This window comes from Ochrobactrum teleogrylli (assembly GCF_006376685.1).
Classification (GTDB): Bacteria; Pseudomonadota; Alphaproteobacteria; order Rhizobiales; family Rhizobiaceae; genus Brucella; species Brucella teleogrylli.
The window spans coordinates 136,897-162,545 of record NZ_VEWL01000006.1; the positions used below are offsets into that span (position 1 = coordinate 136,897).

The following is a 25,649-nucleotide window of genomic DNA, read 5'->3' on the forward strand; positions in this document are numbered from 1 at the left end:
GTCAGATAATTTCCGCGCAAGTATTTATATGCTTCTCGCCATGGGCACCTTCACCATCGGGGACAGCATAACCAAATTCCTTCTCACGGAAATGAACAGCGGGCAGTACATGCTGATCCGCGGTTTTTTTGCCACCTCGATGATCGGTTTTCTGGCCTGGCGTCATGGCGCGCTGCGCAATCTTTCTCTGGAGTGGATGACGGTCCTGCGCGTGCTGGGCGAAGTCGTTGCGACAATCACTTACATTGTCTCGCTGGGCCACCTCTCCCAGGCGTTCTGTTCCGCCGTGTTTCAGGCCACACCTTTGGTCGTCACGCTGGGCGCTGCAATCTTTCTCAAGGAAAAAGTTGGCTGGCGGCGCTGGGTCTCCATTCTGGTGGGCTTCGTCGGTGTAATCATCATCATTCGCCCCGGGTCAGCCGGTGCGGCAAGCCTCGGTGCGGTTGGCATTTTGCTGGCGAGTGTCGCGTGCGCGGCCATGCGCGATATTGCAACGCGCCGTGTGCCCGCCCATGTGCCGACATTCTACCTTTCCACGCTTACCGCTGGTGCGATTGCGGTTACCGGCGGCGTATTGACCGTCCCCATGGGCGGTTGGCAGCCTGTCGGCCTTCTTTCCATCGCGACCTTGCTGGGCGCAGCCGTGCTTTTGCTGATCGGATATCACTTCATCATTCTCGCCATGCGTGAGGGCGAAGTGTCCTTCGTGTCCCCGTTCCGCTATTCCAGCCTGCTCTGGGCGATAGGCTTGAGCATTGCAATCTTTGGTGAAGCGCCGGATGCGTATACAATTGCTGGATCTGTTCTGGTCGTCGGAAGCGGCATTTACATGGTCTATCGCGAAAACGCGCTCAAGAAGCGTGAGAAGAACAAAAGCACTCTGGCGTCTATTCCAACCGGTCTCGGACCAAAATGATGACCATCAAGGATGTAGCCGGTGCGATCATCGCGGGCGGATTATCGAGCCGTATGCGCGAAGGCGGAATAGACGGTGACAAATTCCTGCAGGTTTTGGGTGCCGGTTCCGTCATTGGTGAGGTCGCCGCACGGCTTAAACCGCAGGTGAGCGCGCTTTTCGTCAATGCCAATGGCGACGCCTCCCGACTGTCCAGTCTCGGTCTACCGGTTGTTGCAGACATTTCCGCATCACATGGCGGTCCGCTGCCCGGCATCCTCACGGCGCTCATCCATGCGAAAAATTCGACATGGCTGCTGACCGCAGCAGCGGACACGCCGTTTCTGCCTGCCGATCTTGGACAGCGGCTTTTCGAACGTCAACGAGCGACCGGCAAGGACATCGTTCTTGCAAGCTCTGCGGGGCATATTCACCCGATCTTTGGCCTGTGGCGCACGCAGCTGGCGGATCGTCTGAATGACTGGCTTTCAACCGCAGAGAAAGCCAGTGTTCTCGCTTTCGCACGCGATGTTGAATTTGAAACGGTGGACTTTCCGCTCGTGGCGACCAAGGATGGCGCGGAGAACTATGATCCATTCTTCAATATCAACCGGCCCGACGATCTTGTCGAAGCCCGGCGATTGCATAGGCTGAACGGAGATACGGAATGACACACAAGCTTTTCGGCATTACGGGCTGGAAGAATTCCGGCAAGACCACACTGACCGAAAAGCTCGTGCGCTGCCTGACCGAACGTGGCTATCGCATCGCCACGATCAAGCACGCGCATCATAATTTCGACATCGATCACGAAGGCACCGATTCCTGGCGGCATCGTCAAGCAGGTGCCGCAGAAGTGGCCATCGTTTCGGAGCGCCGCTTCGCCATCATGCATGAAAATCTCGACGGTCCGGAAATCGCCCTGCAAGACATCGCGGACAAGCTTGCGCCGTGCGATTTGATTCTCGTCGAGGGCTATAAGCGCGAGCCGCACAAGAAAATCGAGCTTCGCCGAACGGGCAGCCATGATGGCCCGCCGCTCGCCGAAAACGATCCAAGCATCGTGGCCATTGCAACCGATCATCCACAGCCGGGCTTAAGCCTGCCGGTCTTCGATATCAATATGGTCGATGAAATCGCCGATTTCATCCAAAATGAAATGGCACTTTGAGCAATTCCCTATCGCTTTCCGCCAAAACGTCAGCATTCACTATTTTGCCACGTCATTCAGCGGATAGCCTGTGAATTCCACAATAATTATACGCAAAATTATTACGCAACCCATCTTGCCTTCGGGTGAAAAGTGGTGGGAATATCGTGCTCAGATTGGAGGGCGGCGGCGAAGATGCGAAAAAATATTGCGCAGCCTCCGTTGAACCATCTATTGGTAGCCACGGGAGGAATGACTATCAATCGGTAATCCTCAATTTTAAATTGCAATTGCACTACAGATGGCTGAACCAGAACAATAATCAGGGAACCAGCCAGAGTAAACGAGAGGACTAAATATGCGCGTATTGAAGCGTATCGTAGCAGCAGCTTCGGTTGCAACCATTGCAACCATGGCAGGCGGACTGACCATTGGCGCCGCAAATGCCCAGGAGCCCTTAAAGCTCACCATAGCCACCGAAGGCGCCTACCCCCCCTTCAATTTCATAAAGCCGGACGGCACCCTTTCGGGATTTGACGTCGATATCGCGAAAGCACTTTGCGATGAAATGAAGGCTCAGTGCACGTTCGTCACCCAGGAATGGGATGGGGCAATTCCGGCCCTTCAGGCTGGCAAGTTCGACGCTTTCATCGCTTCCATGTCGATCACCGACGAGCGCAAGAAGCAGGTCGATTTCTCGAACAAATATTACAATACGCCTCCGGGCATCGTCGCTCCGAAAGATAGCGACATCAAGGGCGTGACCAAGGAAGATCTCGCTGGCAAGACGATCGGCGTTCAGGTTTCCACCACCCATGCCAACTACTCGGAAAAGACCTTTACCGACAGCACGATCAAGGCCTACCCGACTGCCGAGGAATACCGCCTCGATCTGGCCAATGGCCGTCTCGACGCCGCCAATGACGACAGCGTGACGCTCGGCGAATGGCTGAAGACGCCGGATGGCGCCTGCTGCAAGATGGTCGGCACCTTCCCGCCGGTTGTTGAAATTCATGGTCCCGGTGCAGGCGTTGCCTTCAAGAAGGGCCGCCCGGAACTGATTGAAAAGTTCAACGCGGCTATCAAGGCGATCCGCGCCAACGGAAAGTACAAGGAAATCAACGATAAGTACTTTGAGTTTGACGCCTACGGCGCCGAAAACTAAGTTGCTTTGAAGAAGTTTGCGCCGGTTTGTGTCACACAAACCGGCGCACATCATTTATGGCAGACCATTCGGTAGAAGCGCTCGAAACAGAGACCGCCGGATTTGGTATCCGCCCAGAAAAAAGAAAAAAGGCGATGGAACATTACGCCACTTTATTGAGTTTCGGCCCCGAAGGTTGGTCGAGGAGCATCGCCTGGGGGCTATTGGTCACTGTCACTCTGGCAATCGCCACTCTGCCCGTTGGCCTCGTTCTCGGATTTCTGGTTGCTTTGGGGAAGCAATCGAGCGAACCATCGATCCGACTGGCCTCGAATATCTACACGACCATTTTCCGCGGCCTTCCAGAACTGCTGACCCTGTTTCTGGTGTATTTCGGCGCTTCGCTCGGCCTACAGAAACTGCTGGCGCTCTTCGGCATCAATGCGAATGTCGAGATCAACGCCTTTGCCGCCGGTATGGTGGCGCTCGGTTTCGTCTTCTCGTCCTATTCGAGTGAAGTCTTCCTGTCAGCCTTCCGTGCCATCCCGCGTGGCCAATATGAAGGCGGTTACGCTGTCGGCCTGTCGCACTGGCAAACCATGCGCAAGGTCATCCTGCCGCAATTGATCCGCATCGCCCTGCCCGGCCTTGCCAATCTGTGGCTGGTGCTGCTGAAGGACACGTCGCTGGTGTCCGTGATCACATTGTCCGACATCATGCGACAGACATCCATCGCAGCGCGCGTGACCAAGGAGCCGTTTCTGTTCTTTGGCGTCGCCTGCCTGCTCTATCTCGCTCTCGCGATCATCTCGTCCTATTTCATCAACCGCATTGCCCAATGGGCTGATGCGGGCAGCAATCGTTCGCGGGGTGCATGATCATGAGCGAAGCCGTCACTCAAACCAGTGCTGCCGTCATGGCACCGCCGCCCGTCGTCCGCGAATGGACCCGCGCTCGCATTGCAGGTCATATCTTCGTCGGCATATGGGCTTTGCTCTTCGCTGGGCTCGCCATCTACCTCTACAATGTCTGGCGCATCGATCTCTTCGAAACTTATGGACCGCGCTACTGGTCCGGCCTGCTGATCACCCTGAAACTGGTCGTGGTGTCGATCCTTGTCGGCGCTGCATTGTCGATCCCGATCGCAGCCGCACGCATGTCCAACAATCGCTGGCTGAAAGCCATTGCCTTCGGCTATGTGTATTTCTTCCGCGGCACGCCGCTTCTGGCGCAAACCTTCCTGATCTATTACGGCTTCGGCACTTTCCGGCCTTTCCTAGAAAGCATCGGTCTGTGGGTGTTTTTCCGTGATGCATGGAATTGCGCCATTCTGGCCTTCTCGCTCAATACGGCGGCCTATCAGGCCGAAATCCTGCGTGGAGCGATCCAGAGCGTTGCCATGGGCCAGTGGGAAGGTGCCGCGGCGCTGGGTATTTCCAAGCGCGTGACATTCTGGAAGGTCATACTTCCACAGGCGCTGATCGTTGCCCTGCGTCCATATGGCAATGAAATCATCCTGATGATCAAGGGCTCGGCCATTGTGGCCATCATCACGGTTCTCGACCTGATGGGTGAAACGCGCCGCGCCTATTCCCGCACTTTCGATTTCCAGACCTATCTCTGGGCAGCCGTGATCTATCTGCTGATCGTCGAAGCGCTGCGCCACATCTGGGATTATCTCGAACGGAAGCTGACACGGCATCTTGTTCGTTGATTTACCAGATAGACCTTAAATTTAGCCCTCGGCAGCCTTGCAGCTTCCGGGGGCTATCTGTTTAATCAACAATATGTCTTCGCTGCCACGCAGCGCGCAGACAATTTCTCAAGCATAGCGATGGGCAATATCATGCTGAAAATCTGGGGTCGCACCAATTCCACCAATGTCAAGAAAGCGCTCTGGATCGCGCAGGAGCTTGGCCTTGATTACGAACAGATCGACGTGGGCGGCCAGTTTGGCGGCCTGGACGACCCGGCCTTCCTCGCGCGCAATCCCAATGGCCTCATTCCGCTTGTCGAAGACGGCGAAACCGTGCTCTGGGAATCAAATGTCATCACGCGCTATCTGGCCGCGGCTTATGGCAAAGACAGCCTGTGGATCGAAAATCCGGCCAAGCGGGCGCAGGCGGAAAAATGGATGGATTGGGCGTCCAACACGCTCTACAGCGATTTCAGCAATGTGATGAAGCATATGATCCGCCTGCCGGAAGACAAGCGCGATCCGGCAATCCTGCAACGCGGTCTCGACGGCCTTGCACGTTCCATGAAGATTGCCAATGACGGTCTCGGCCAAGCGCCGTGGTTCTCCGGAGAAGAGTTTGGCATCGGCGACATTCCGGTTGGCTGCTATGCCTATGCATGGTTCGAGTTCCCCATCGAACGCCCCTCGCTTCCGCAGCTCGAAAGCTGGTATGAGCGCCTGAAAGAGCGCCCTGCCTACCGTTCGGCTGTGATGACACCCCTCACCTGATCAAATGGTCCATAAACTATCCAGAGGAATGAACGAATGACGACGACTGCAAAAGTAGCCTTTCTCGGGCTGGGCGTGATGGGCTATCCAATGGCAGGACACCTCAAGAACAAGGGGGGCCACGACGTTACGGTTTATAACCGCACGACGGCAAAAGCGGAAAAATGGGCGAAGGAATTCGGCGGCAGTTTCGCCGCCACGCCCGCAGAAGCCGTGCGTGATGCCGATTATGTGTTCGCCTGCGTCGGCAATGATGACGATCTGCGTTCGGTAACAATCGGCCCGGACGGCGCTTTCTCGACAATGAAGAAAGACGCGATTTTCATCGACAACACGACGGCTTCCGCCGAAGTTGCACGTGAGCTTTCGGAAGAAGCGCAGAAGCTTGGCATTCATTTCATCGATGCGCCGGTTTCTGGCGGTCAGGCTGGCGCGGAAAACGGCGTGTTGACCGTGATGGTTGGTGCCAGTGAGCCGGTTTTCGAGCGCGCCAAGCCGATCATCGACGCCTATGCCCGGTCTGTCGGTCTCATGGGTCCTGTCGGTTCGGGACAGTTGGCCAAGATGGTGAACCAGATTTGCATCGCCGGTCTCGTTCAGGGACTGGCCGAGGGCATTCATTTTGGCAAGAAGGCCGGTCTCGACATCGAAAAGCTCATCGCGGTGATTTCCAAGGGCGCTGCCGGTTCGTGGCAGATGGAAAACCGCTCTGCCACGATGAACCAGGGCAAATATGATTTCGGCTTTGCCGTCGACTGGATGCGGAAGGATTTGGGCATCTGCCTTGACGAAGCAGACCGCAATGGCGCGCTTCTGCCCGTCACGGCGCTTGTCGATCAATTCTACAAGGAAGTGCAGAAGATCGGCGGAAATCGCTGGGATACGTCTTCTCTGCTGGCGCGTCTGGAGCAGAAGTGAACATCAACTGAGTTCAGCTCAGGAGAAAAGCCCGGCATGCCCGCCGGGCTTTTTTATATTAGCCGCGTTCAATCAGAACTTGACCATCGCCGTCAGCGACAGCCCGCTGACAAAATCATCGTCGAGTACGCCCTCGGAACCCAGCAGACTGCGCTCACCGTCGGCAAGCGTCGTGTCAACCTTTCCTGAGACCAGCCAACCCGCAGCGCCCGCCAGACGAAACTCGACTTGGTCACTTGGCTTGTAACCGGCGCCAAGGCTGAACAACCAGAGGTCCGTCTGCGTGGTGAGGCCCGTGCTGGTGCCGCGATCCCAGGTTAAAGTCCCGTCGAGAGACCAGTGGTTGTCGAACGTGTGAGCAACACCGCCCCTCAAAGTCCAGCCGTCCTGATAATAGAGGTTCAGGCTGGTAACTCTGGTGCCAATAGGGAGAACCGCACTGTCAGCCGCAACAAAATCAACCGACGTCACGCTTGACCAGTCCATCCATTCTACCGAGCCAAAAGCCAGCCAACCGGGCGTTATACCCGTCTGAAATTTGAATTCGACCGATTGAGGTGTTGCAACGTCACTGCTCACATCAATCGGTTCGCCGCGCCCGGTGATTGGGTTCAAAATCAGATTATCAACCGTGCCTTCAAGGCCGTACTTGACCGCTGATTGATAAACGATGCTCGCACGGATCGCATATTCAGGAATTTCATAGGCAGCGCCAATTCGCCAGCCAAACGACTGGGCATCTGCATCCAGAGAAGCGGCGCGAAACGGACTTCCGGGAATGCCGTCAGGATTGCGGGAAAAATGCGGGATCATTCTGGTCTGCTGGCCGCGCAGTTCCTGATAGCTGACGCCACCCAGAATACGGAAATAGCCCATCGCGCCCGCATCAAAACGATAGGCACAGTTCACACCATAATCGTTCGACGTGATCTTCTGTTCGATCGAGGTGTAAGAGTGAACCGTTTCAATGCCCGCATCGGTGTCGATGCCCCAAGGCTGACGGTATTGCGCAGCACAGGCAAGATCGCTGGTCAGATCGAACTTGGCCGAAATCTTCGGCACCCAAAGTCCCTTCGCCTCTTCTATACCTTTTTCGAACGGGCGGCCTGTCGCCGGGTTGATACCGCCATTCGTGTCGCTGGCGGGTGTGCCCCCGATTTTCGTCAATCGACGCTGGGGAGCCACATAAATCGCCGACGTATCGACCGCGTTTCCCTGTTCGAACAGAATATCGAAATCCTGCGAACTGGACTCGAAAGCTCCGGCGTGAGCGACGACCGCTCTCCCAAACAGCACCGCCGCGATACAACTGATTTGAAAGCCGCGTCCGCCCATAAATCTCCCCCCAAGAAGCTGTGGCATTAACGAGGACGCAAACGTAAAACGGGAAGAAACGGAGCTGCAATATCCAACCAATAGCGGGTTAATTGTGCGGCCAAAGCGCCCCCCGAGCAAATTGGCTCAGCGACAGAGTTCCAACAAATCCCAAATCAAATTCCGCTAAAACCGCCGTTTTTGGCCTGTTTCCGCCTGCTGCGAATGCGCGATGGCGTGCTTGCGAATCCGAACCGCCGGTTCGATTACTTTAGACGCTTCTGGAATTAAAATTTCCCCGGACCGATCACGCAAAAAGCCCGGCAGCGGGAACTGCCGGGCTGATACATAAAGGGCCGGAACATTGTTAGGATGCTCCGGCCCTTGATTTATATTTGATCCGATGGATCAGAACTTGACCTTCGCCGTCAGCGAGAGGCCGCCGACGAAATCGTTGTCGAAGTCGCCTTTAGAACCGGTTGGATTGAGCTTGCCATTGACGAAGGTATCGTCCAATTCACCTGAGCTGAGCCAGCCTGCCGCCCCGGCAAGACGGATTTCGAACTGATCGTTCGGCTTGTAATTGGTGCCAAGGCCAAACAGCCAGATATCGGTTTGCGAAGTCAGGCCAGTGCTGGTGCCACGATCCCATGTCACAGTTCCTGCAACCGACCACTGGTCGTTGAACTTGTGGCCTACGCCGCCGCTCACCGTCCAGCCATCCTGATAATAGAGGTTGAGGGCTGTGATTTCATAGCCTGCTGGAAGCACTACGCCAGTAGCGGTGCGCAAGGGCGAGTCAGAGGCAAAGCTGACTTTGCTAATGCTCGACCAATCAGTCCACTTCACGGAACCAAATGCAAGCCAATCGGGAGCGATACCGGTCTGGAATTTGAATTCGACGGACTGCGGTGTTGAAACCTCGCTTGATACATTGATCGCGCCATACCGCATCGTTGCGGGATCGAGATACAAATTGTCGATGGTGCCTTCAAGGTTGTACTTCACCTTGGACTGATAGACGACACTTGCACGGATCGCATATTCTGGAATTTCGTAAGCCGCACCAAGACGCCAGCCCACGGATTCATCTTCCACATCCAGTGAGGCGACGCGCCAATTCCCTCCGTACGGATGCCCGGTCGGTGGAATGGCTTTTGTTTGCTCACCGCGCAATTCCTGATAGCTGACGCCACCAAGGAGGCGGAAATAGCCCTTTTCGCCAGCTGCGAAACGATAGGAGCAGTTCACGCCATAATCGTTCGAGGAGATTTTCTGCTCGATGGCGACAAAGCTACGGACCGTGTCGATACCGACATCTGTATCGATACCCCAAGGCTGACGATATTGCGCCGCACAAGCCAAATCCGAAGTCAGATCGAACTTTGCGGATGCCTTCGGCACCCAATAGCTCGTAGCCTCGTCAACCTCAGTACCATAGGGCTGACCGCCATTTAGCGGATTTCTACCGCCGGTAGCAGCTCCGACTAACGAGCCACGAATATTCTTCAGCTTGCGTTGCGGAGCCACGAAGGTGCCTGACGCATCGACAGCATTTCCCTGCTCAAACAGGATATCAAAATCCTGCGAGCTGCGTTCAAAACCACCTGCATGAGCGACAACCGCACTCCCAAGCAGTACCGCTGCAATTCCCCCAATTTTTAAGCCGCGTCCGCTCATTATGTCCTCCCAGATAGCAACCGGCATTAACGTTGACGCAAACGTAAAACAGGAAGGATTCGACCTGCAATATCCAATCATTCGCGGGCTATGAGCGGCTTCGGAGTCGCTTCTTTCAAAACGCTTAAAATACGGGGCGTTTCTCCATTTGGTGGAAACATTCCGACAAATGTAGACCAGAAATTCGCCCAAATTGCCCCTTTTTCGGCCATATTTCAGCCTTGTTGCGAAAGGGCAACATTTTCAAAAAACAATCGAAACGCCGGTTCGATGCGGTCCAAAGCCCCTTGAAACGCAACTTTTCCGCGACATACCGCACAAAAAACACCCGGCAGTTTTCGCTGCCGGGTGTTGATTCGTGAAAATCTTACGTTGCGGAACGCGTCAAATCAACCTGCGTCACGGATACGTGACTCAGCTGTCGCAACCCGCTCCGCGGCTTCCTTCAGCTCGGCCAAACGCTCGCGTTCGGCTTCAACGACCTCTTCCTTGGCATTGGCCACGAACTTCTCGTTCGACAGCTTCTTCTCGATCCGGTCGATATCAGCGGCAATCTTGCCTGCTTCCTTGGCCAGACGTGCAGCTTCAGCCTTGAGGTCAATCAGCTTGCCGAGCGGAATGCAGATCGTCGCTTCACCGAGCAGCATCTGCGCTGCCCCCTTCGGAGCCTGCGCTTCGAAGGTCACGCTTTCAACACGGGCCAAACGCTTGATCGCAGCGCCGTGACGCTCAAAACGTTCTGTCGTCGTTGCGTTGGCGTCAAGAACGACGACTGGTGCCACAGCACCTGCCGGGACGTTCATTTCCGCGCGCACCGAGCGGATACCGGTGACGAGATCGACCAGCCAGTTGATATCGGCAGCCGCGTCTTCATCCACGAAGGAAAGCTCCGGCCAGTCGGCCAGTGCCAGAACCGTATCGCGCTTCTTGCCTTCACCAGCCGTCAGCGTCCACAGTTCTTCCGTCATGAACGGCATGAACGGATGCAGCAACTTATAGATCTGATCCAGACAGTAAGCAGCCGTAGCCTGCGCTTCGGCCTTTGCCACTTCATCGTCGCCCATGAAGATCGGCTTGAGCAATTCCAGATACCAGTCGCAGAACTGGTTCCAGACAAAGCGATAGGCCGCACCAGCCGCTTCATTGAAACGGTAATTGGCAATGCCCTCGGTCACGGAACGCGTGGCCTTGGTCAGTTCGGTCAGAATCCAGCGATTGACCGCAAGCCTTGCGTTTTCCGGACGGAAATCCGCGTTGAGCTCAACGCCATTCATCTGCGCAAAACGCGTCGCATTCCAGAGCTTGGTGCCGAAATTGCGGTAGCCCGCGATACGCGCCGGATCAAGTTTAACGTCGCGTCCCTGCGCGGCCATGATAGCCAGCGTGAAACGCAGCGCATCGGCGCCATATTCGTCCATCAGTTCCAGCGGGTCGATGACATTGCCCTTGGACTTCGACATCTTCGCGCCGTGCTTGTCACGAACGAGCGCGTGCAGATAGACCGTATGGAACGGGATTTCCTCCATGAAATGGAGGCCCATCATCATCATGCGGGCAACCCAGAAGAACAGAATGTCGAAGCCGGTCACCAGAACGCTGGTCGGGTAATAGGTCGCGAGTTCCGGCGTCTTGTCGGGCCAGCCAAGCGTCGAGAACGGCCACAGGCCCGATGAGAACCAGGTGTCCAGAACGTCGGTGTCGCGTTCCAGAGCAACGTCTTCGCCATAATGCGCCTTCGCAGCCGCTTTGGCTTCGGCTTCGCTCTTTTCAACGAAACAGGTACCGTCCGGGCCATACCACGCCGGAATCTGGTGTCCCCACCAGAGCTGACGCGAAACGCACCACGGCTGAATGTTCTCCATCCAGTCGAAATAGGTCTTTTCCCAATTCTTCGGCACGATCTGCGTGCGACCGTCGCGAACAGCGGCCATGGCAGGCTTGGCCATTTCGGCTGCGTTCACATACCACTGGTCGGTCAGATACGGCTCGATCGGCACGCCTCCGCGATCACCATGGGGAACGGCATGGGTGTGATCCTCAACCTTTTGCAGATAGCCGCGCTCGTCCATCAACTCAACGATACGTTTGCGCACCGCAAAGCGATCCTGTCCGTCCAGCTCGGCGATCAGCGCCTTCAATTCCGGCGTCAGCTGCAGGCCTTCGAGGAAGTCGTTATTGTCTTTCAGCGTGACAGCCGCTGCTGGCGTCAGAATATTGATTGCGCGCAGATCATTGCGCTTGCCGACTTCGAAGTCGTTGAAATCATGCGCAGGCGTGATCTTGACCGCGCCGGAACCAGCTTCCGGATCAGCGTAATCATCAGCAACAATCGGAATATGACGGCCAACGAGCGGCAGAACGACATCATTGCCGACCAGAGCGTGATAGCGCTCATCCTTCGGATTGACCGCAACGCCGGTATCGCCCAGCATGGTTTCCGGACGGGTCGTCGCGACAACAATGTAAGTATGCGGATTTTCTGAATCGAACGGCACATTTTCCAGCGGATAGCGGAAGTGCCAGAGATGCCCTTTCGTCTCACGAGATTCGACTTCAATGTCGGAAATCGCCGTTAGCAGCTTCGGGTCCCAATTGACCAGTCGCTTGTCGCGATAGATCAAGCCCTGCTTGTGAAGCGTGACGAAGACTTCCAGAACAGCGCGCGACAGGCCCTCATCCATGGTGAAGCGCTCACGGGACCAGTCGCACGACGCGCCAAGCCGACGCAGCTGATTGGAGATCATGCCGCCGGATTCTGATTTCCACTGCCAGATGCGCTCGATGAACTTCTCGCGGCCCATGACATGGCGGTTCGGCTCCTGCCTTTCGGCAAGCTGGCGCTCGACAACCATCTGGGTGGCGATACCGGCATGATCCATGCCCGGCTGCCACAGCACGTTCTTGCCGCGCATGCGCTCAAAACGAACCAGAATGTCCTGAATCGTGTTGTTGAGCGCGTGGCCCATATGCAGCGATCCGGTGACATTCGGCGGAGGAATGACCACGGCAAAAGGATCGGCTCCTGGCTTCGCTCCTGCTCCCGCTTTAAATGCCCCTGCTTCTTCCCAGCGTTCGGCAATTTTCGGCTCTATGGCCGCGGCGTCATAAGTCTTCTCAAGCATGGAATTATCCGGTCTTTTTGCGCAATGAAAGGATTGGGCGCTCAATAACAACAAACGGGTGATAAATCACTTTAAAAGTGAAAACCCGCCTGCGAGACAGACGGGCTTTTGAACTCAAAGGCCGTTTTAGACAGGCAACACGTCGATTATCGGTCGCCGCGCACCACCCGTTCGATTTCTTCACGAACAAGCCGCTCCACCAGGGTGGGCAGATTGTTGTCCAGCCAATCCTGCAACATGGGACGCAGAAGTTCGGCAGCGATATCGTCAAACGAACGACGCGGTTCCGACCGCACGACGTGGCTCAAATCCTGGAAGGCGGCGGCCACCTGACGTTCTGCCACCTGTGACAGAATATGGGAAGCCGCAGTCGCCTTTGCCAGTGGTTCGGGCGCGGTCGGAGCAGCGGCAGCAACCGGCGTTTCTGAAACTGGTTCCTCGACGGGCGCAGCGCTTGCCCCGACAGGCTCTTCAAGGTCAGGTTCAAGCAGTTCGTCGATGGCTTCGGCGATTCCATCTTCCAGTGAGCGATCAAGCGCCTCTATCGAAACATCCTCTTGTGCAGCTTCTGGAGCAGTTGCGGCAGGCGCGTTCGGGGACAGTTCGGCGGCGCGCCAGTCATCGTTCTGGGCGTCGAGAACAATGTCCTCTTCTTCCTCTTCGATTTCCGGTTCCGGTGCGGGCGCGGCTTTGACCGGCGCATCAATCGAGCCGCGCAACACCGGCTCATCTTTTAGAATATCGCGCATCATGACCGGCTTTTCTGCCGCTCTGGAAACCGGAGGTTCTGCAGCGGGCTGTTCCTGCGCAGGCACTGGGCGACGGAACTCTGCCACCTCGCCGCGCAACGGAAAATTCGCCGTGGTGGACACAGGGTGGCGGCTCACATCGCTGTCTTCAATAATGCGCCGGATAGAAGCGAGAATCTCTTCCATGGACGGTTCGCGTGATGCGCTGGATGTCTGTGCCATAGCTGTCCATCTTCCCTATTTCAGAATAGAGCAATGCGCGCGTGTGGGCGGCGCAAGGTTCTCCTTCTCTGTTCGGAACGGCAGTCTCACGCGGAAAAACCTTCCGCAAGCTCACAAAGCCGCGCCCTGCAAAGGACAGAGAATCAATGAATTAAGGGTACCGGACGTTCGGCGATTTGAGAATCCCCGCAAGAGAGCCAGCCAATTGAACCCACAGCTTTATCATTTTGTTAAGAATTGATCGCCCGCCGCTCGCGAATCATCATCAAACAAAAACGGCGCCCGAAGGCGCCGTTTGATCTGAATTCTCGCTGATCAGCGACCGTCCGGCGTGCGCAGGCCGAACCACTTGTCCTTGACGGCCTCGTAATGTTCTTCCGGCTTATATTCAGCCACCTGAAGGCCCATCTGCTTCGAGGTCATGCGGCCGGTCGCGTTGAGAAGCGCATAGCTGGCGACAACCACATCATGCTCCGACTGGACCAGGCTGATTTCGGCGGCAGTCAAATCGTTCTGCGCGTTCAACACGTCGAGCGTGGTGCGCTGACCAACCTTGCGTTCTTCGACCACACCATCCAGCGCGAGCTGGGCGGCGGCGATACCATCGCGATTTGCCTTGACCGAAGCGCGGGCAGCTTCTAGCTGCGACCATGCCGAACCAATGGCTTCACGAACCTGATCGCGCACAACGTCAACTTCGATGCGCGCCTGACCAAGCTGTTCCTTGGACTGGCGAATCTGCGCCGAGGTGCGGCCACCCGTATAAATTGGAATGGTCACGCCAATACCAACCGAAGCGGAATTGCCGTCACCCACCGTCGAACCGGCATAAGTATCGAGACGGCTGGCGCCGGCCGACAGACCAACGGTTGGCAGCATTGCGCCTTCCTTGGCCTTCACGTTGTAGCCAGCGGCATTCACCGCATATTGCGTTGCAAGAATGCCGGGATGGCCTGCCTGCGCGATTGCGAAAGCCTCGCTCGGCGACTTGGGCAGGTTCTTCGCTGCCGCAGCAGCAGACAGCTTGCCCGGCTGCGCACCAACGATACGGATATAGGTTGCTTCAGCCGACTTGATATTGGCGCGGGCACTATTCAGTTCGGCAACTGCTGTCGAACGGCTGGCTTCAGCCTGCGCAACGTCCGTGCGCGTGCCTTCACCAACATCCAGACGTGCGCGAGCTGCGCGCACCTGTTCGTTCATCGCAGCCAGATTCTTCTCGCGAAGCACGGCGATCTGGCGATTCTGATAAACGTCCATATAGGCGGCGACAGCGCTATAGAGCGTGTTCTGCTCGTCATTGCGCATATTTTCGCGCTGGGCAAAAACCTGCGTTTCCGCCGCGGCGACATTATTCTTGGTCTGGAAACCGTCGAACAGCATCTGGTTCAGCTGAATGCCGACCGTGCCACTGGTACGGTAACCGCTCGTCGGCGAACGACTGCGGCTTGCATCATAAGTACCGGTGATCTGCGGGCGATAATTGGACTTGGCGATTGCTACGTTCTCGTCCTGAATGCGCACACCTGCGCGGGACGAGTTGAGCGTGGCGTTATTCTTATAAGCCTTGACCAGTGCACCAGGCAGGGTTTCAGATAAGGCGGACTGCCCCGATAAAACGGTGCCGGCCAACAATGCTGCCGCTGCGACCAGTCCTTTGTACGTTTTGAACACCGGGTACCTCATCTTAAAGAACAGCCAATTTCAATAAATCGAACCAATCAGTTCGGGCAACCTTAAATAACCTTTAAAATCGGTTATTTCCATCGCCCCGCCCAGAGCATGCACAAAGAAATTCCGCAGCGTTGCAGAATTGTACCAATCCCCGAAATTAAAATTCGAACTGGGGAATCCGCTCGAATCCCGGAAGTGGGCGCACCGCAGTGTTGAACGCAATGCGTCCCGATGCAACACCATTTTCTTTAACATAAATCCGGGCAACCGAGGCATTTCCGCGGCCTTCGACGGCGACGAGGCGTCCGCCTTCCTTAAGCTGCTGGAACAAGGCGTCCGGAACGAAATCCACGCCGCCCTCGATCATGATCACATCGTAAGGTGCTTCCGAAGGATAGCCGGCGTGCATGTCGCCCGACACAATCACAACATTGTCATAGCCGAGTTCGGCAAGACGTGCGGTCGCAGCCGCAGAAAGTGCAGAATCACTCTCCAGTCCGATAACCGAACCGGCCAGATGCGACAGGATCGCCGAGGAATAGCCAGTGCCACATCCGATATCGAGCACGACATCGTTCTTGTTCACGCCGGCGAGCTGAACGAGCTTGGCAAAAGGCGACGGCTCCATCAGATAGCGTGGTGCAGAACCTTCGGTCTCAAGCCGCTGGTCTTCGTCGATATAGGCAACAGCCTGACGCACAGTCGGTACGAAAGCTTCCCGCGGTACCGCCAGGAATGCATCGATAACCGCCAGATCGGTTACGTCCGTCGTACGGATCTGATTGTCGACCATCTTTGTGCGAAGATCCTGGAAATCGGCTGCCATAGCCCTCAACCCTTCATTATCGCCTAACGCGATGTTTCATATCACAAAGCACTCCGCAGCGTTGGTTCAAACCTCGCTGCGAGTGCACCATAAACGAGATTTGCCGTTGATGTGGCAAAAATCGCCGGTGCAGTCAATGAAACAGCTGCGAAACACCCGCATTTGCGGCACTTGAACTCACCATAACGAACCTGTTCAGCCCCACTTCCGTTACGGAAAGAAAATGCCGGAAAGCGAGGCTTCCCGGCACCTACATCCTGTCTTGTCCCGGCGCAAGCGCTGGCAAAATCACATTATTGAGCGTTTGCAGCCGGATAACCCGCTGCGGCCAGCGCGGAAACCACGGCATCTCTGGACGCATCGCCGCCAAACTCGACTTCCTTGGTTTTGAGGTCGATTTCAATCGGCGCCGTAGCATCGAGCTTGCGCAGGGCGGCAGTCACGCTTTCGGCACAGCCGCCACATTTCATCTTGGGAATAGTCAATTTCATCACGGGTAACGCTCCACACTTGATATACACACGTTATGCACCTTGCCATCGTGGTAAGGTCAAGCGTGAAAAAGCCATCAGCGATCAGGGCTTATTTCACCTTTCTATTCCGTTGCCGGGATCAAAGAATTATGGGGCTTCACAGGCTTCCGGCACGCTTTTTTCAAGCTCCAGTTCCGATTTGCTCAGCGAGCCGGTCATGATTTCAATCGGCTTGAAGGGCGGCTCTTCCTGCATGGCGGGATTGGTAAGATGAATTGTGTAGCAGCCGCCGAAGACTTCCTTCTTGCCATCATTGCTCTCGGCTTCGATGGCCAGCGGCTGGCTCCAATAGATTTGGCCTGCCCCCGGATCGGGTTCGGTCTTGCGCAAAGCGACCTTGACGCTTTTGGTGTTCTCGTAGCCCTTCACAAAGGTCTTGAAGTCGGGCTCCCGCCCCTCTTCCGAGTAATACCCATAAGCCCGCGTATATTCCTTGCGGTTGATCGCATTATAGTAAGATTCGATTAGCGCCTGCGGCGAAGACCGGTCGTCGCGATATTCCGGGACTGTAACACCATTGGCGGCATCCTGTGTCTGTTCGGATGGCTTGGTCTCTTCCACGGGCGCCTTTGTTTCCGCAGCCTCTGGCTTCTTCTGCGCTGTCGGCTCGGCGTTTTCCTTCGCCGCAGGCTTCTGTGCTTCCTTCGCGGCAGGTTTCGGCGCTTCCTGCGCATAGGCCTGCGGGAGAGCAACAGACAAGCCGAGCGCGCTCGCGAGAACAGCCAGTCTCAGAGATTTCATCCGATCGATCGACATTCACATCTCCTCTTTCCCAAAGCCCGCCAGCCGGGCACCCGGCCTGTGCTCTCGATTTGGTGTCTTGCGGTAATGATGTTACAACACTAACTATAGTGAAAACGTGGCAGCGAGGTCGAAACTCGCGGGTTTCACACGAGATTGGTTGATTCTCGCGCATGAAGCCACACTTTCGAAGCCACTGCATAACACCGGAAGAGATGAACCATGGGCCGTTTCGCAGTCATGACGCTAACCGAAGCCGCAGCAAATCGCGTTCGCGAGATTGTTGAGTCGCGTGAAGGCGCGCTGGGTATTCGTGTCGGTGTGAAAAAAGGCGGCTGCGCAGGCATGGAATATACCATCGATGTCGCCAATGAAGCGAAAGCCGGTGACGATGTTGCCGAGAAAGATGGCGCCAAGGTCTTTATCGCCCCGGAAGCCGTGCTTTTCCTGCTCGGAACCCAGATGGATTTTGAAGTGACGACGCTGCGCACCGGTTTCGTGTTCAACAACCCGAACCAGACCTCTGCCTGCGGCTGCGGTGAATCGGTTGAGCTGACGCCCGCCTCGGCAGAAAGCCTCCGCCAGATGCAAGGCGCCGCCTGATCCGATTTAAGCGGCTGGTCTTCCGAAGGAATCTCCCCAATGGATGACGAAACCCTCCGCGATCTGCTGCAGGATTTCGGCCCGATCAGCATCCGCCGCATGTTCGGCGGCAAGGGCATTTATCATCAGGGGTTGATCTTCGCGCTTGTGGTTCGCGACGAACTCCTTTTCAAAGCCGACGCATTGACCAGTCCGCGTTTCATCGATGCCGGATCGGTGCAGTGGACCTATGAAGGGCGCAAAGGCGGCGATCCGATCGGCATGCCTTATTGGAGCGTGCCGGGCGAAGCCTTCGATGATCCAGAAATCATGACTGAGTGGGCGCGCCTCGCCTATGAAGCCGCCCTGCGCAGCGGTCCATCAAAACCCCAAAAGAAATCGGCCGCGAAGCGTTCCTTCACGGCCGAATAACAATCTCAAAACTGCAGTCTGCTTACATGCCCGTCGGAATGAGCATGAAAGCAGGGATATCGTTGCCGAAACCAACCGGCGACGGACCATCATCATCGCGATCACGACGGCGCTGCTTATGCTGGTCATGCTGCGGCCTGCCACGACGTTCGTCGTTGGAAGCGCGGATCGCGTCGCGGCGGTCGTGGGATTCGATAATGGGCTGCGGCTGTTCCGCCGGATCGAGCGCTTCAATCGAAGCGACCTTTTCCTTCGGTTTATCCATGCTCTTGTCCCGCCCCTTGTCTTTGCCCTTGCTGTCGCGCTGCGAGTCCTTGCCCTTCCCACGCGCATTCCGGCCCTTGCGCGGCTGATCATCAGCCTCGTCGGACGGCGCAAGCGTGGACAGATCGCCATCGACCCATTCAATCTTCTCGCCAATCATGTTTTCAATCGCGGCAAGGTATTTCGTGTCCGACGGCGTCACGATGGTGAACGCCTTGCCGGAGCGACCAGCGCGGCCTGTACGGCCAATGCGGTGGACATAGTCTTCCGAGTGAATCGGCACATCGAAGTTGAAAACGTGGCTGACGTCAGGAATGTCGAGACCACGTGCGGCCACATCGGAAGCGACCAGCAGCTGCAACTTGCCGTCCTTGAAGTTGGACAGCATCGTCATGCGGGCGCGCTGGTCCATATCGCCATGCAAGGCACCGGCGTTGAACTCGTGACGCACCAGCGAACGGAACAGCTCCGACACATCCTTCTTGCGGTTGCAGAAGATGATCGCATTCTTGAGCGTGTCGCCTTCGGCGCGGATAAGATCGCGCAATGCGGCGCGCTTGTCCCAATCCTTCTTGCTGGACTTGACCAGACGCTGCGTCACGGTCTTGGCCGTGGACGAAGCCTTGGCCACTTCGATCCGGGATGGCGAATGCAGGAACTGCTCGGTGAGCTTGGTGATTTCCGGCGGCATGGTCGCGGAGAAGAACAGCGTCTGGCGCGTGAACGGGATCAGCTTGCAGATACGTTCGATGTCCGGGATGAAGCCCATGTCGAGCATACGGTCTGCTTCATCGATGACCAGAATTTCAACGCCGGTCAGCAAAAGCTTGCCGCGTTCGAAATGATCGAGAAGACGGCCCGGCGTTGCAATCAGCACGTCCGCGCCGCGCTCCAGCTTGCGCTCCTGTTCGTCGAACGAAACGCCGCCGATCAGCAGGGCGACGTTCAGGCGATGATTGACGCCATATTTGACGAAGTTTTCTTCAACCTGCGCTGCGAGTTCACGCGTCGGCTCCAGAATGAGCGTGCGCGGCATACGTGCGCGAGCGCGGCCTTTTTCCAGGAGCGTCAGCATCGGCAGAACGAAAGAAGCCGTCTTGCCCGTCCCCGTCTGGGCGATACCAAGCACATCCTTGCGCTCTAACGCGGGCGGAATGGCGCCAGCCTGAATGGGTGTAGGCGCGGTGTATCCTGCCGCTTCTACAGCAGCAAGCACTTTCGGGGAAAGACCGAGTTCGGCAAATGTCGTCAATGGAGGCGCAGCTCTCTGGTTCGGAAACGTGTTCCGCCCATCCTGTCATTGCAGCCGCGTCATCGGGCGCAGGACCAAAGCAGAAAAGGCGTCTGCAACGCATCTAGCGTTTTCTTGCAGCATCGCCTACGTCCGCAGCGTGCAAAAGTCAACCAAAATACCATCATACGATATCAAATTGCTTTGATAGTTCTGCACAAAACGATAATCGACGCCAATCAACGCCGTTTCTAATCGAATTAAATCAAATTGATGACATTAGAGGATTGTCACACACGGAAGTTTTTCATCTTTGCTTGCGCATAATCTTACCCGAAATCTATAGACTTTTCAGATCAATGCCGGAACTGTTCCGTCAAAATCCGCTCGTCCCAGGAATGGTTCTTATCGAACAAAATGGCTACCTGGCTGTTCGGCGCCTCGCGCACCGTAACCGACGTTACCGATTTGACTTCGTTATTGTCAGCCACCGCATTAACCGGGCGCTTTTCCGTTTCAAGCAGATCCATGCGCACCGTTACATGCTTTGGCAGCAATGCGCCCCCCCAGCGACGTGGCCGGAACGGACTCACCGGCGTCAGCGCAAGAAGCGGTGCTTCCAGAGGGAGGATTGGCCCCTGCGCCGACAGATTATAGGCGGTCGAACCGGCAGGCGTTGCAACCATCACACCGTCACAGACCAGCTCTTCCAGCCGCACCTTGCCATCGATCGATATGCGAACCTTGGCTGCCTGATAGGATTGGCGAAACAGCGAAACTTCGTTGATTGCAAGCGCTTCGACCGGCGCTGAATTTTCGGTCTCCGCGATCATGACCAGCGGGCGGATCGTTTCCATCTGTGCGGCGAGAATGCGCTCGCACAGATTATCGACGCTAAACTCATTCATCAGGAAGCCGACGGACCCGCGATTCATCCCATAGATCGGCGTACCGGTATTCATGAAATCACGCAGCGCCTGCAGCATGGTGCCATCGCCGCCGAGCGCAACGATGATATCGGCGTCTTCGCCTGCCACGTGGCCATAGCGTTTCACGAGTTCTTTCTGCGCCGCGAGTGATTCTTCACTCCCGGACGACAGAAAATGAAGCGCGAGTGATTTGTCTGTCATGTCTACCGTCTCGCTCCCCAGTTCAACCCTGATAAGTTTGCCATGTCCTCATCGCGGTCTACTGGCTAGCACATGAAAAACCCTGTTGCCATGACCTCAATGCGATGAATTTTCGTTTTACAGACGCGTCATTTGTGCTAATCGAGCGCTAACCGCGATGCGGAAGCGATTTGCGACCAAAACCGGTTCGATACAACACTGTATTGTGAAGTGCCCTTATAGCTCAGTTGGTAGAGCACCTGATTTGTAATCAGGGGGTCGGGAGTTCGAGTCTCTCTGGGGGCACCAATATTTTCACGGTTGGAGCAAAACGCTCGCCGTTCACAATGACAAGATTACACTTTCCTCAAAATTCAGAACCGCCGCAGACTGATATCTCTAATGTCATCTCAATCAGACGATTGAGACGCTTGCCGCTTTTTCAAAGCAATAAATAGTTTATTTATCACAGATCAGAATATTCATAAAAATTCATATCAGCAACGTTCGTTTACAAATCAGCCGTAAACAGGACAATCTAAAGATATATATTTGAATTACTGAAAACATTGAGGATACTGATTATGAGAAAAATCTTTGCTGCGGCAATCGCGCTTTCCTTTATTTCCGCGCCGGCTGCATTTGCTGCTCCAAGCCACATCTCCTCGGGCTTGGTTCATCAAGTCAAAGCGGAGAAAAAGGCGAAAGCGAAAAAGCCATCCCCCAAAAGGCATGTGAAACAGCCGGTAAAGAAGCCCATCAAAAAGCCAACACGGCATTAAAACCAAACAGAAATTCGCGTTTTAAATCTATTTCACGGCCAAATCTTATCGATCTTCATCCCGATTGGTAAGATTTGGCTCTGAGACCGCTACCGTTACAAAGAGATAGCGGCTCGAAGATCAGGCGGACGGGCTCAGTTTCCCTTCCCGCCGCGATAGATATTTACGCCGAGTTCGCGGATTTTCTTGCGCAGCGTATTGCGGTTGAGACCGAGCAGGTCCGCCGCCTTGATTTGGTTGCCGCGCGTTGCCGTCAGGCAAGCCAGAATCAGGGGATATTCGAGTTCGGCCAGCACACGGTGATAAAGCCCCGGCGGCGGCAGATCGGCACCGAACGAAGCGAAATAACGCTGCATGTTTTGCTCGACGGCTTGCGAAATCGTGATGTTTTCCGCATCACCTGCCACTGCCGGAATGCTGTCGGGCTTCGACATTTCCGCCTTCAGCTCGGTTTCGATGATTTCCGGCGAAATCTCTTCCTGCGGATAGAGCGCGGCTAGCCTGCGCACCAGATTTTCCAGTTCGCGCACATTGCCCGGCCATGGATAGCGTCGCATCATGTCGAGACCGGCATTGGTAATGCGCTTTTCAGGCAAGCCCTCTTCGGCGGCGCGCTTGAAGAAATGGCGCACAAGATCAGGCACATCCTCGCTGCGCTCACGCAACGGCGGCAGCCGCAGCGGCACCACATTAAGCCGGTAATAAAGATCCTCGCGGAAAAGACCCTGCGCGATCAGCTGGCGCAAATCCTTGTTGGTCGCTGCCACGATGCGCACATCGGTCTTGATCGGCGTACGCCCGCCGACGGTCATGTATTCGCCCTGCTGCAACACGCGAAGCAGACGCGTTTGGGCTTCCATCGGCATATCGCCAATTTCATCAAGAAAAAGCGTACCGCCATTGGCCTGCTCGAAGCGACCACTGGACCGATTCTGCGCGCCGGTGAAAGCGCCCTTCTCGTGGCCGAACAGTTCGGACTCGATCAGATCACGCGGGATCGCCGCCATATTGATAGCAACGAATGGTCCTTTGCGGCGACGGCCATATTCATGCAAGGCGCTTGCGACCAGCTCCTTGCCGGTGCCGGATTCGCCCGTGACCATCATGGTGAGGTCCGTCTGCATCATACGCGCCAGAACGCGGTAGATTTCTTGCATGGCGGGCGAACGGCCGACAAGAGGCATGTTCTCGCCCGGCTCGTCGTGCATCACCGAAGCCGGCTTATGTTTTGGTTCAGACAGCGCGCGTCCGACAATATTGATCAGTTCCGTCAGGTCGAACGGTTTTGGCAGATATTCATAAGCGCCCGCTTCCGAGGCGCGAATGGCCGTCATGAAGGTGTTCTGGGCGCTCATCACCACAATCGGCAATTCCGGTCGCATCTTCTTGATGCGCGGCAGAAGGTCGAAGGCGTTTTCGTCCGGCATCATGACATCGGTAATCACCAGATCGCCGTCGCCTGCCGCCACCCAACGCCAAAGCGAAGCGGCGTTCGAAGTGACCCGCACATCGTAACCGGCCCGGGAAAGCGCCTGATTGAGCACAGTGCGGATCGCCGCATCGTCATCCGCCACCAATACGGTTCCCGTCGGGCGTCCTGCTATCATGCGTCGTCTCCGGTATAATCAGTCGTGAGTTTGCGCGCTGGCGAAGCAATATCCGAGCTTTTCCAGGCAGGCATGAGAATGCGGAAAGTGGTGCGCGAGGGATGGCTGTCGCATTCGATAATGCCGCCGTGATCGCCGATGATTTTCGCCACCAGTGCCAGTCCAAGGCCCGAACCGTTGGTTTTGGTCGTCACAAACGGATCGAAGAGATGCGGCAGCATATCCTGCGGCACTCCGGGCCCATTGTCGTGCACGCAGAATTCCAGCGGCAGCGCAACGCGGTCGCGTGCGCCCGGCACCTGAAGCCGGATACCGGGACGGTACGCCGTCGAGAGAAGGATTTCTCCGTGGTCGCGGTCGCCAATGGCCTCAGAGGCGTTCTTCACCAGATTGAGAAACACCTGCACAAGCTGGTCGCGATTGGCGAAAACCGGCGGCAGTGAGGGATCGTAATCTTCCGAGAAGCGAATATGCCGCGCAAACCCGTTGCGGGCCACGGCCTTTACATGGTCCAGAACCGCGTGAATATTCACAGCTGTGCGCTCGATGGGGCGTTCGTCAGAGAAAACCTCCATCCGGTCCACGAGCGATACGATACGGTCGGTTTCATCGGTAATGAGTCGCGCCAGCGCGCGATCCTCGTCGCCCACCACCTGTTCAAGCAACTGCGCCGCACCGCGAATGCCCGATAGCGGGTTCTTGATTTCATGCGCCAGCATCGAGGCCAACCCGGTCACTGAACGCGCAGCGCCGCGATGGGTCATCTGGCGGTCGATCTTTTCCGCCATGGTCTTTTCCTTGAAAAGAATGACCACGGCGCCCTGCATTTCAACAACGGGCGCGACATAGAGATCGACAATGCGTTCCGCACCAAGACGCGGCGAAGAAATATCGACGCGATATTCATTGACCGGCATCTGGCTAGCGCGAACCTGATCGATAAGCGCCAGAAGCGGGCTGCCAAACGGCAGAAAACTTTCCAGCCGGTTGCGCGCCAATATGGACGAACCCGAGCGGAAGAACTGCTCGCCGTCCAGATTGGCATAAACGATGTGATTGTCAGGCCCAACCATAATGACCGGCTGGCTGATCGCATCCAGTATGACCGACGGGATGCTGCCCTTTTCATCTCTTTCGCGCATCAGGCGACCTTTCTGAACGCCGATTTCAACTCTGGCGCATCCGTCGTCCGCGCCGCGAAAATCCGGCGCAGCACTTCCACCACCTTTGCGGGATCGGTCAGCGTCATCACTTCCGCCTTGTCTGCTGAGGTCGAACACTCTCCAGCGTGACGATCCAGATACCAGCCAAGGTGCTTGCGCGCATGGCGAATACCCGTTTTGCTACCATAATGGTCGAGCATATCTTCGTAATGCATTATAATATAATCGCTAATCTCTGTTCCATCTTGAGACGACAAGGCACTGCCCGCGATCGAGCCCGGCAACCATGGCTGCCCATAGGTAGCGCGCCCGACCATCACCGCGTCGGCACCCGACCGGCGGCGAACCTCTTCCGCATCTTCACGCGACGTCACATCGCCATTGGCGACGAGCGGAATTTTCACCGCATCGCGCACGGCGCGAATGGCGTCCCAGTCGGCATGACCTTCATAGAACTGGCAGCGGGTGCGGCCATGCACCGTCACCATCGCAATACCGGCATCCTCGGCCCGTTTGGCCAGTTCCGGCGCATTGATGCTGTTTTCGTCCCAGCCAAGCCGCATTTTCAATGTGACCGGCACGTTGACCGCTGCCACTGTTGCTTCGACAAGCGTCATGGCGTGATCCAGATCGCGCATCAAGGCAGAGCCGGAATAACCGCCCGTCACCTTTTTGGCGGGGCAGCCCATATTGATATCGATGATATCAGCGCCCTCGCCCTCGGCAATCCTGGCCGCCTCGCCCATCCAATGCGCTTCACGCCCGGCAAGCTGAACCACATGCGTGCCCAGTCCTTCGCCCGACAGGCGCAGCAGGCTTTCCTTGTGACGATTGCAGAGTTCCGCGCTGGCCACCATTTCCGAAACGACCATACCCGCTCCGGCGGCGGCAGCACGCTTGCGAAACGGCAGATCGGAGACGCCTGACATCGGCGCCAGAAAAACGCGATTCTTGAGCACCACGCCGCGGATATCCAAGGGCTGATCGATAGAAGTCACCAATAAATGCCTATTTCATGTGCATGATGCATAACGCACACACTTT

24 protein-coding genes and 1 tRNA gene are annotated in these 25,649 nt (G+C 56.2%); 12 read left to right on the top strand and 13 right to left on the bottom strand.

Annotation, left to right across the window (positions count from 1 at the left end):
• Positions 1-28 precede the first annotated feature (28 nt).
• The 8 genes from FIC94_RS11855 (at position 29) to FIC94_RS11890 (ending at position 6,574) form a co-directional block, all read left to right on the top strand.
• Positions 29-916: a DMT family transporter gene (locus tag FIC94_RS11855; RefSeq protein ID WP_109369116.1), complete on the top strand. Its 888-nt coding sequence runs from the start codon at positions 29-31 to the stop codon at positions 914-916.
• On the top strand, positions 913-1,566 hold the full coding sequence (gene mobA / locus FIC94_RS11860; RefSeq protein WP_371830909.1) for a molybdenum cofactor guanylyltransferase MobA: 654 nt from the start codon (positions 913-915) through the stop codon (positions 1,564-1,566). Before FIC94_RS11855 ends, mobA begins: the two co-directional genes overlap by 4 nt.
• Positions 1,563-2,066: a molybdopterin-guanine dinucleotide biosynthesis protein B gene (mobB, locus tag FIC94_RS11865; RefSeq protein WP_140025012.1), complete on the top strand. Its 504-nt coding sequence runs from the start codon at positions 1,563-1,565 to the stop codon at positions 2,064-2,066. Before mobA ends, mobB begins: the two co-directional genes overlap by 4 nt.
• Positions 2,067-2,403: 337 nt before the next feature.
• Positions 2,404-3,210 carry an ABC transporter substrate-binding protein gene (locus FIC94_RS11870; RefSeq protein WP_140025013.1) on the top strand — a complete coding sequence of 269 codons (807 nt, stop codon included), beginning with the start codon at positions 2,404-2,406 and terminating at the stop codon, positions 3,208-3,210.
• 134 nt (positions 3,211-3,344) lie between these two features.
• Positions 3,345-4,067, top strand: coding sequence for an ABC transporter permease (locus tag FIC94_RS11875; protein ID WP_109370241.1), 723 nt, complete (start codon positions 3,345-3,347; stop codon positions 4,065-4,067).
• Between the two features lie 2 nt (positions 4,068-4,069).
• Positions 4,070-4,903: an ABC transporter permease gene (locus tag FIC94_RS11880; protein WP_109370242.1), complete on the top strand. Its 834-nt coding sequence runs from the start codon at positions 4,070-4,072 to the stop codon at positions 4,901-4,903.
• 132 nt (positions 4,904-5,035) lie between these two features.
• Positions 5,036-5,656 (top strand): glutathione S-transferase family protein, encoded by a 621-nt coding sequence (locus FIC94_RS11885; RefSeq protein ID WP_140025014.1) that lies wholly within the window; start codon positions 5,036-5,038, stop codon positions 5,654-5,656.
• A 36-nt stretch (positions 5,657-5,692) separates the two neighbouring features.
• Positions 5,693-6,574: an NAD(P)-dependent oxidoreductase gene (locus FIC94_RS11890; protein ID WP_140025015.1), complete on the top strand. Its 882-nt coding sequence runs from the start codon at positions 5,693-5,695 to the stop codon at positions 6,572-6,574.
• Positions 6,575-6,646: 72 nt separating this feature from the next.
• Here FIC94_RS11890 and FIC94_RS11895 read toward each other — a convergent pair whose 3' ends face one another.
• The 8 genes from FIC94_RS11895 to FIC94_RS11935 all read right to left on the bottom strand — a co-directional run bounded on the left by FIC94_RS11895 (position 6,647) and on the right by FIC94_RS11935 (position 17,450).
• Complete coding sequence (locus FIC94_RS11895; protein WP_328592136.1) at positions 6,647-7,936, bottom strand: OmpP1/FadL family transporter; 1,290 nt, start codon at positions 7,934-7,936, stop codon at positions 6,647-6,649.
• A 360-nt stretch (positions 7,937-8,296) separates the two neighbouring features.
• Positions 8,297-9,292, bottom strand: coding sequence for an OmpP1/FadL family transporter (locus FIC94_RS11900; RefSeq protein WP_235892004.1), 996 nt, complete (start codon positions 9,290-9,292; stop codon positions 8,297-8,299).
• 665 nt (positions 9,293-9,957) lie between these two features.
• Positions 9,958-12,690 carry a valine--tRNA ligase gene (locus FIC94_RS11905; protein WP_140025017.1) on the bottom strand — a complete coding sequence of 911 codons (2,733 nt, stop codon included), beginning with the start codon at positions 12,688-12,690 and terminating at the stop codon, positions 9,958-9,960.
• A gap of 146 nt (positions 12,691-12,836) precedes the next feature.
• Positions 12,837-13,661 (bottom strand): PopZ family protein, encoded by an 825-nt coding sequence (locus FIC94_RS11915; protein WP_140025019.1) that lies wholly within the window; start codon positions 13,659-13,661, stop codon positions 12,837-12,839.
• Positions 13,662-13,976: 315 nt separating this feature from the next.
• Positions 13,977-15,347, bottom strand: coding sequence for a TolC family outer membrane protein (locus FIC94_RS11920; RefSeq protein ID WP_140025020.1), 1,371 nt, complete (start codon positions 15,345-15,347; stop codon positions 13,977-13,979).
• A 145-nt stretch (positions 15,348-15,492) separates the two neighbouring features.
• Entirely contained in the window at positions 15,493-16,161 is a 669-nt protein-coding gene (locus tag FIC94_RS11925; protein ID WP_140025021.1) for a protein-L-isoaspartate O-methyltransferase family protein, read from the bottom strand.
• Positions 16,162-16,454: 293 nt separating this feature from the next.
• Positions 16,455-16,655, bottom strand: a complete 201-nt coding sequence (locus FIC94_RS11930) for a heavy-metal-associated domain-containing protein (RefSeq protein ID WP_140025022.1) — start codon at positions 16,653-16,655, stop codon at positions 16,455-16,457.
• Positions 16,656-16,781: 126 nt separating this feature from the next.
• Positions 16,782-17,450: a hypothetical protein gene (locus FIC94_RS11935; protein WP_109369130.1), complete on the bottom strand. Its 669-nt coding sequence runs from the start codon at positions 17,448-17,450 to the stop codon at positions 16,782-16,784.
• Positions 17,451-17,657: 207 nt separating this feature from the next.
• Between FIC94_RS11935 and sufA the strand changes: the two genes are divergently transcribed.
• Both sufA and FIC94_RS11945 read left to right on the top strand, forming a co-directional pair.
• A complete protein-coding gene (gene sufA, locus FIC94_RS11940; protein WP_109369131.1) occupies positions 17,658-18,038 on the top strand; it encodes a Fe-S cluster assembly scaffold SufA in 381 nt (126 codons plus the stop codon).
• Positions 18,039-18,077: 39 nt separating this feature from the next.
• The gene (locus tag FIC94_RS11945) at positions 18,078-18,449 is read left to right on the top strand and encodes a TfoX/Sxy family protein (RefSeq protein ID WP_109369132.1); all 372 of its coding nucleotides are present in this window, start codon (positions 18,078-18,080) and stop codon (positions 18,447-18,449) included.
• Positions 18,450-18,471: 22 nt separating this feature from the next.
• Here FIC94_RS11945 and FIC94_RS11950 read toward each other — a convergent pair whose 3' ends face one another.
• Both FIC94_RS11950 and FIC94_RS11955 read right to left on the bottom strand, forming a co-directional pair.
• A complete protein-coding gene (locus FIC94_RS11950) occupies positions 18,472-19,965 on the bottom strand; it encodes a DEAD/DEAH box helicase (protein ID WP_121536232.1) in 1,494 nt (497 codons plus the stop codon).
• A gap of 335 nt (positions 19,966-20,300) precedes the next feature.
• Positions 20,301-21,074: an NAD kinase gene (locus FIC94_RS11955; RefSeq protein ID WP_109369134.1), complete on the bottom strand. Its 774-nt coding sequence runs from the start codon at positions 21,072-21,074 to the stop codon at positions 20,301-20,303.
• Positions 21,075-21,286: 212 nt separating this feature from the next.
• On the opposite strand from FIC94_RS11955, the gene FIC94_RS11960 reads away from it, so the two are divergent.
• Together FIC94_RS11960 and FIC94_RS11965 are read left to right on the top strand one after the other, a co-directional pair.
• Positions 21,287-21,362, top strand: a tRNA-Thr gene (locus FIC94_RS11960).
• Between the two features lie 275 nt (positions 21,363-21,637).
• Positions 21,638-21,835, top strand: a complete 198-nt coding sequence (locus tag FIC94_RS11965; RefSeq protein WP_140025023.1) for a hypothetical protein — start codon at positions 21,638-21,640, stop codon at positions 21,833-21,835.
• Positions 21,836-21,969: 134 nt separating this feature from the next.
• Here the strand turns inward: FIC94_RS11965 and ntrC are convergent, their stop codons facing one another.
• The 3 genes from ntrC to dusB are packed head-to-tail and all read right to left on the bottom strand — an operon-like array spanning position 21,970 to position 25,603.
• Positions 21,970-23,442: a nitrogen regulation protein NR(I) gene (gene ntrC / locus FIC94_RS11970; protein ID WP_109369136.1), complete on the bottom strand. Its 1,473-nt coding sequence runs from the start codon at positions 23,440-23,442 to the stop codon at positions 21,970-21,972.
• Positions 23,439-24,584, bottom strand: a complete 1,146-nt coding sequence (locus tag FIC94_RS11975) for a two-component system sensor histidine kinase NtrB (RefSeq protein ID WP_121536234.1) — start codon at positions 24,582-24,584, stop codon at positions 23,439-23,441. Before FIC94_RS11975 ends, ntrC begins: the two co-directional genes overlap by 4 nt.
• On the bottom strand, positions 24,584-25,603 hold the full coding sequence (gene dusB / locus FIC94_RS11980) for a tRNA dihydrouridine synthase DusB (protein WP_180917975.1): 1,020 nt from the start codon (positions 25,601-25,603) through the stop codon (positions 24,584-24,586). The genes FIC94_RS11975 and dusB overlap by 1 nt, the downstream gene beginning before the upstream one ends.
• Positions 25,604-25,649 lie beyond the last annotated feature (46 nt).

What these genes read in the sequence shown, in the direction of transcription:
- FIC94_RS11955 (WP_109369134.1), bottom strand. Translation starts at nt 21,074, where the DNA reads ATGACAGACAAATCACTCGCGCTTCATTTTCTGTCGTCCGGGAGTGAA.
- FIC94_RS11925 (WP_140025021.1), bottom strand. Translation starts at nt 16,161, where the DNA reads ATGGCAGCCGATTTCCAGGATCTTCGCACAAAGATGGTCGACAATCAG.
- FIC94_RS11870 (WP_140025013.1), top strand. Translation starts at nt 2,404, where the DNA reads ATGCGCGTATTGAAGCGTATCGTAGCAGCAGCTTCGGTTGCAACCATT.
- mobA (WP_371830909.1), top strand. Translation starts at nt 913, where the DNA reads ATGATGACCATCAAGGATGTAGCCGGTGCGATCATCGCGGGCGGATTA.
- FIC94_RS11915 (WP_140025019.1), bottom strand. Translation starts at nt 13,661, where the DNA reads ATGGCACAGACATCCAGCGCATCACGCGAACCGTCCATGGAAGAGATT.
- FIC94_RS11890 (WP_140025015.1), top strand. Translation starts at nt 5,693, where the DNA reads ATGACGACGACTGCAAAAGTAGCCTTTCTCGGGCTGGGCGTGATGGGC.
- FIC94_RS11945 (WP_109369132.1), top strand. Translation starts at nt 18,078, where the DNA reads ATGGATGACGAAACCCTCCGCGATCTGCTGCAGGATTTCGGCCCGATC.
- FIC94_RS11875 (WP_109370241.1), top strand. Translation starts at nt 3,345, where the DNA reads ATGGAACATTACGCCACTTTATTGAGTTTCGGCCCCGAAGGTTGGTCG.
- FIC94_RS11975 (WP_121536234.1), bottom strand. Translation starts at nt 24,584, where the DNA reads ATGCGCGAAAGAGATGAAAAGGGCAGCATCCCGTCGGTCATACTGGAT.
- FIC94_RS11885 (WP_140025014.1), top strand. Translation starts at nt 5,036, where the DNA reads ATGCTGAAAATCTGGGGTCGCACCAATTCCACCAATGTCAAGAAAGCG.
- sufA (WP_109369131.1), top strand. Translation starts at nt 17,658, where the DNA reads ATGGGCCGTTTCGCAGTCATGACGCTAACCGAAGCCGCAGCAAATCGC.
- FIC94_RS11895 (WP_328592136.1), bottom strand. Translation starts at nt 7,936, where the DNA reads ATGCCACAGCTTCTTGGGGGGAGATTTATGGGCGGACGCGGCTTTCAA.
- FIC94_RS11920 (WP_140025020.1), bottom strand. Translation starts at nt 15,347, where the DNA reads ATGAGGTACCCGGTGTTCAAAACGTACAAAGGACTGGTCGCAGCGGCA.
- FIC94_RS11880 (WP_109370242.1), top strand. Translation starts at nt 4,070, where the DNA reads ATGAGCGAAGCCGTCACTCAAACCAGTGCTGCCGTCATGGCACCGCCG.
- mobB (WP_140025012.1), top strand. Translation starts at nt 1,563, where the DNA reads ATGACACACAAGCTTTTCGGCATTACGGGCTGGAAGAATTCCGGCAAG.
- FIC94_RS11855 (WP_109369116.1), top strand. Translation starts at nt 29, where the DNA reads ATGCTTCTCGCCATGGGCACCTTCACCATCGGGGACAGCATAACCAAA.
- FIC94_RS11935 (WP_109369130.1), bottom strand. Translation starts at nt 17,450, where the DNA reads ATGTCGATCGATCGGATGAAATCTCTGAGACTGGCTGTTCTCGCGAGC.
- FIC94_RS11965 (WP_140025023.1), top strand. Translation starts at nt 21,638, where the DNA reads ATGAGAAAAATCTTTGCTGCGGCAATCGCGCTTTCCTTTATTTCCGCG.
- FIC94_RS11905 (WP_140025017.1), bottom strand. Translation starts at nt 12,690, where the DNA reads ATGCTTGAGAAGACTTATGACGCCGCGGCCATAGAGCCGAAAATTGCC.
- ntrC (WP_109369136.1), bottom strand. Translation starts at nt 23,442, where the DNA reads ATGATAGCAGGACGCCCGACGGGAACCGTATTGGTGGCGGATGACGAT.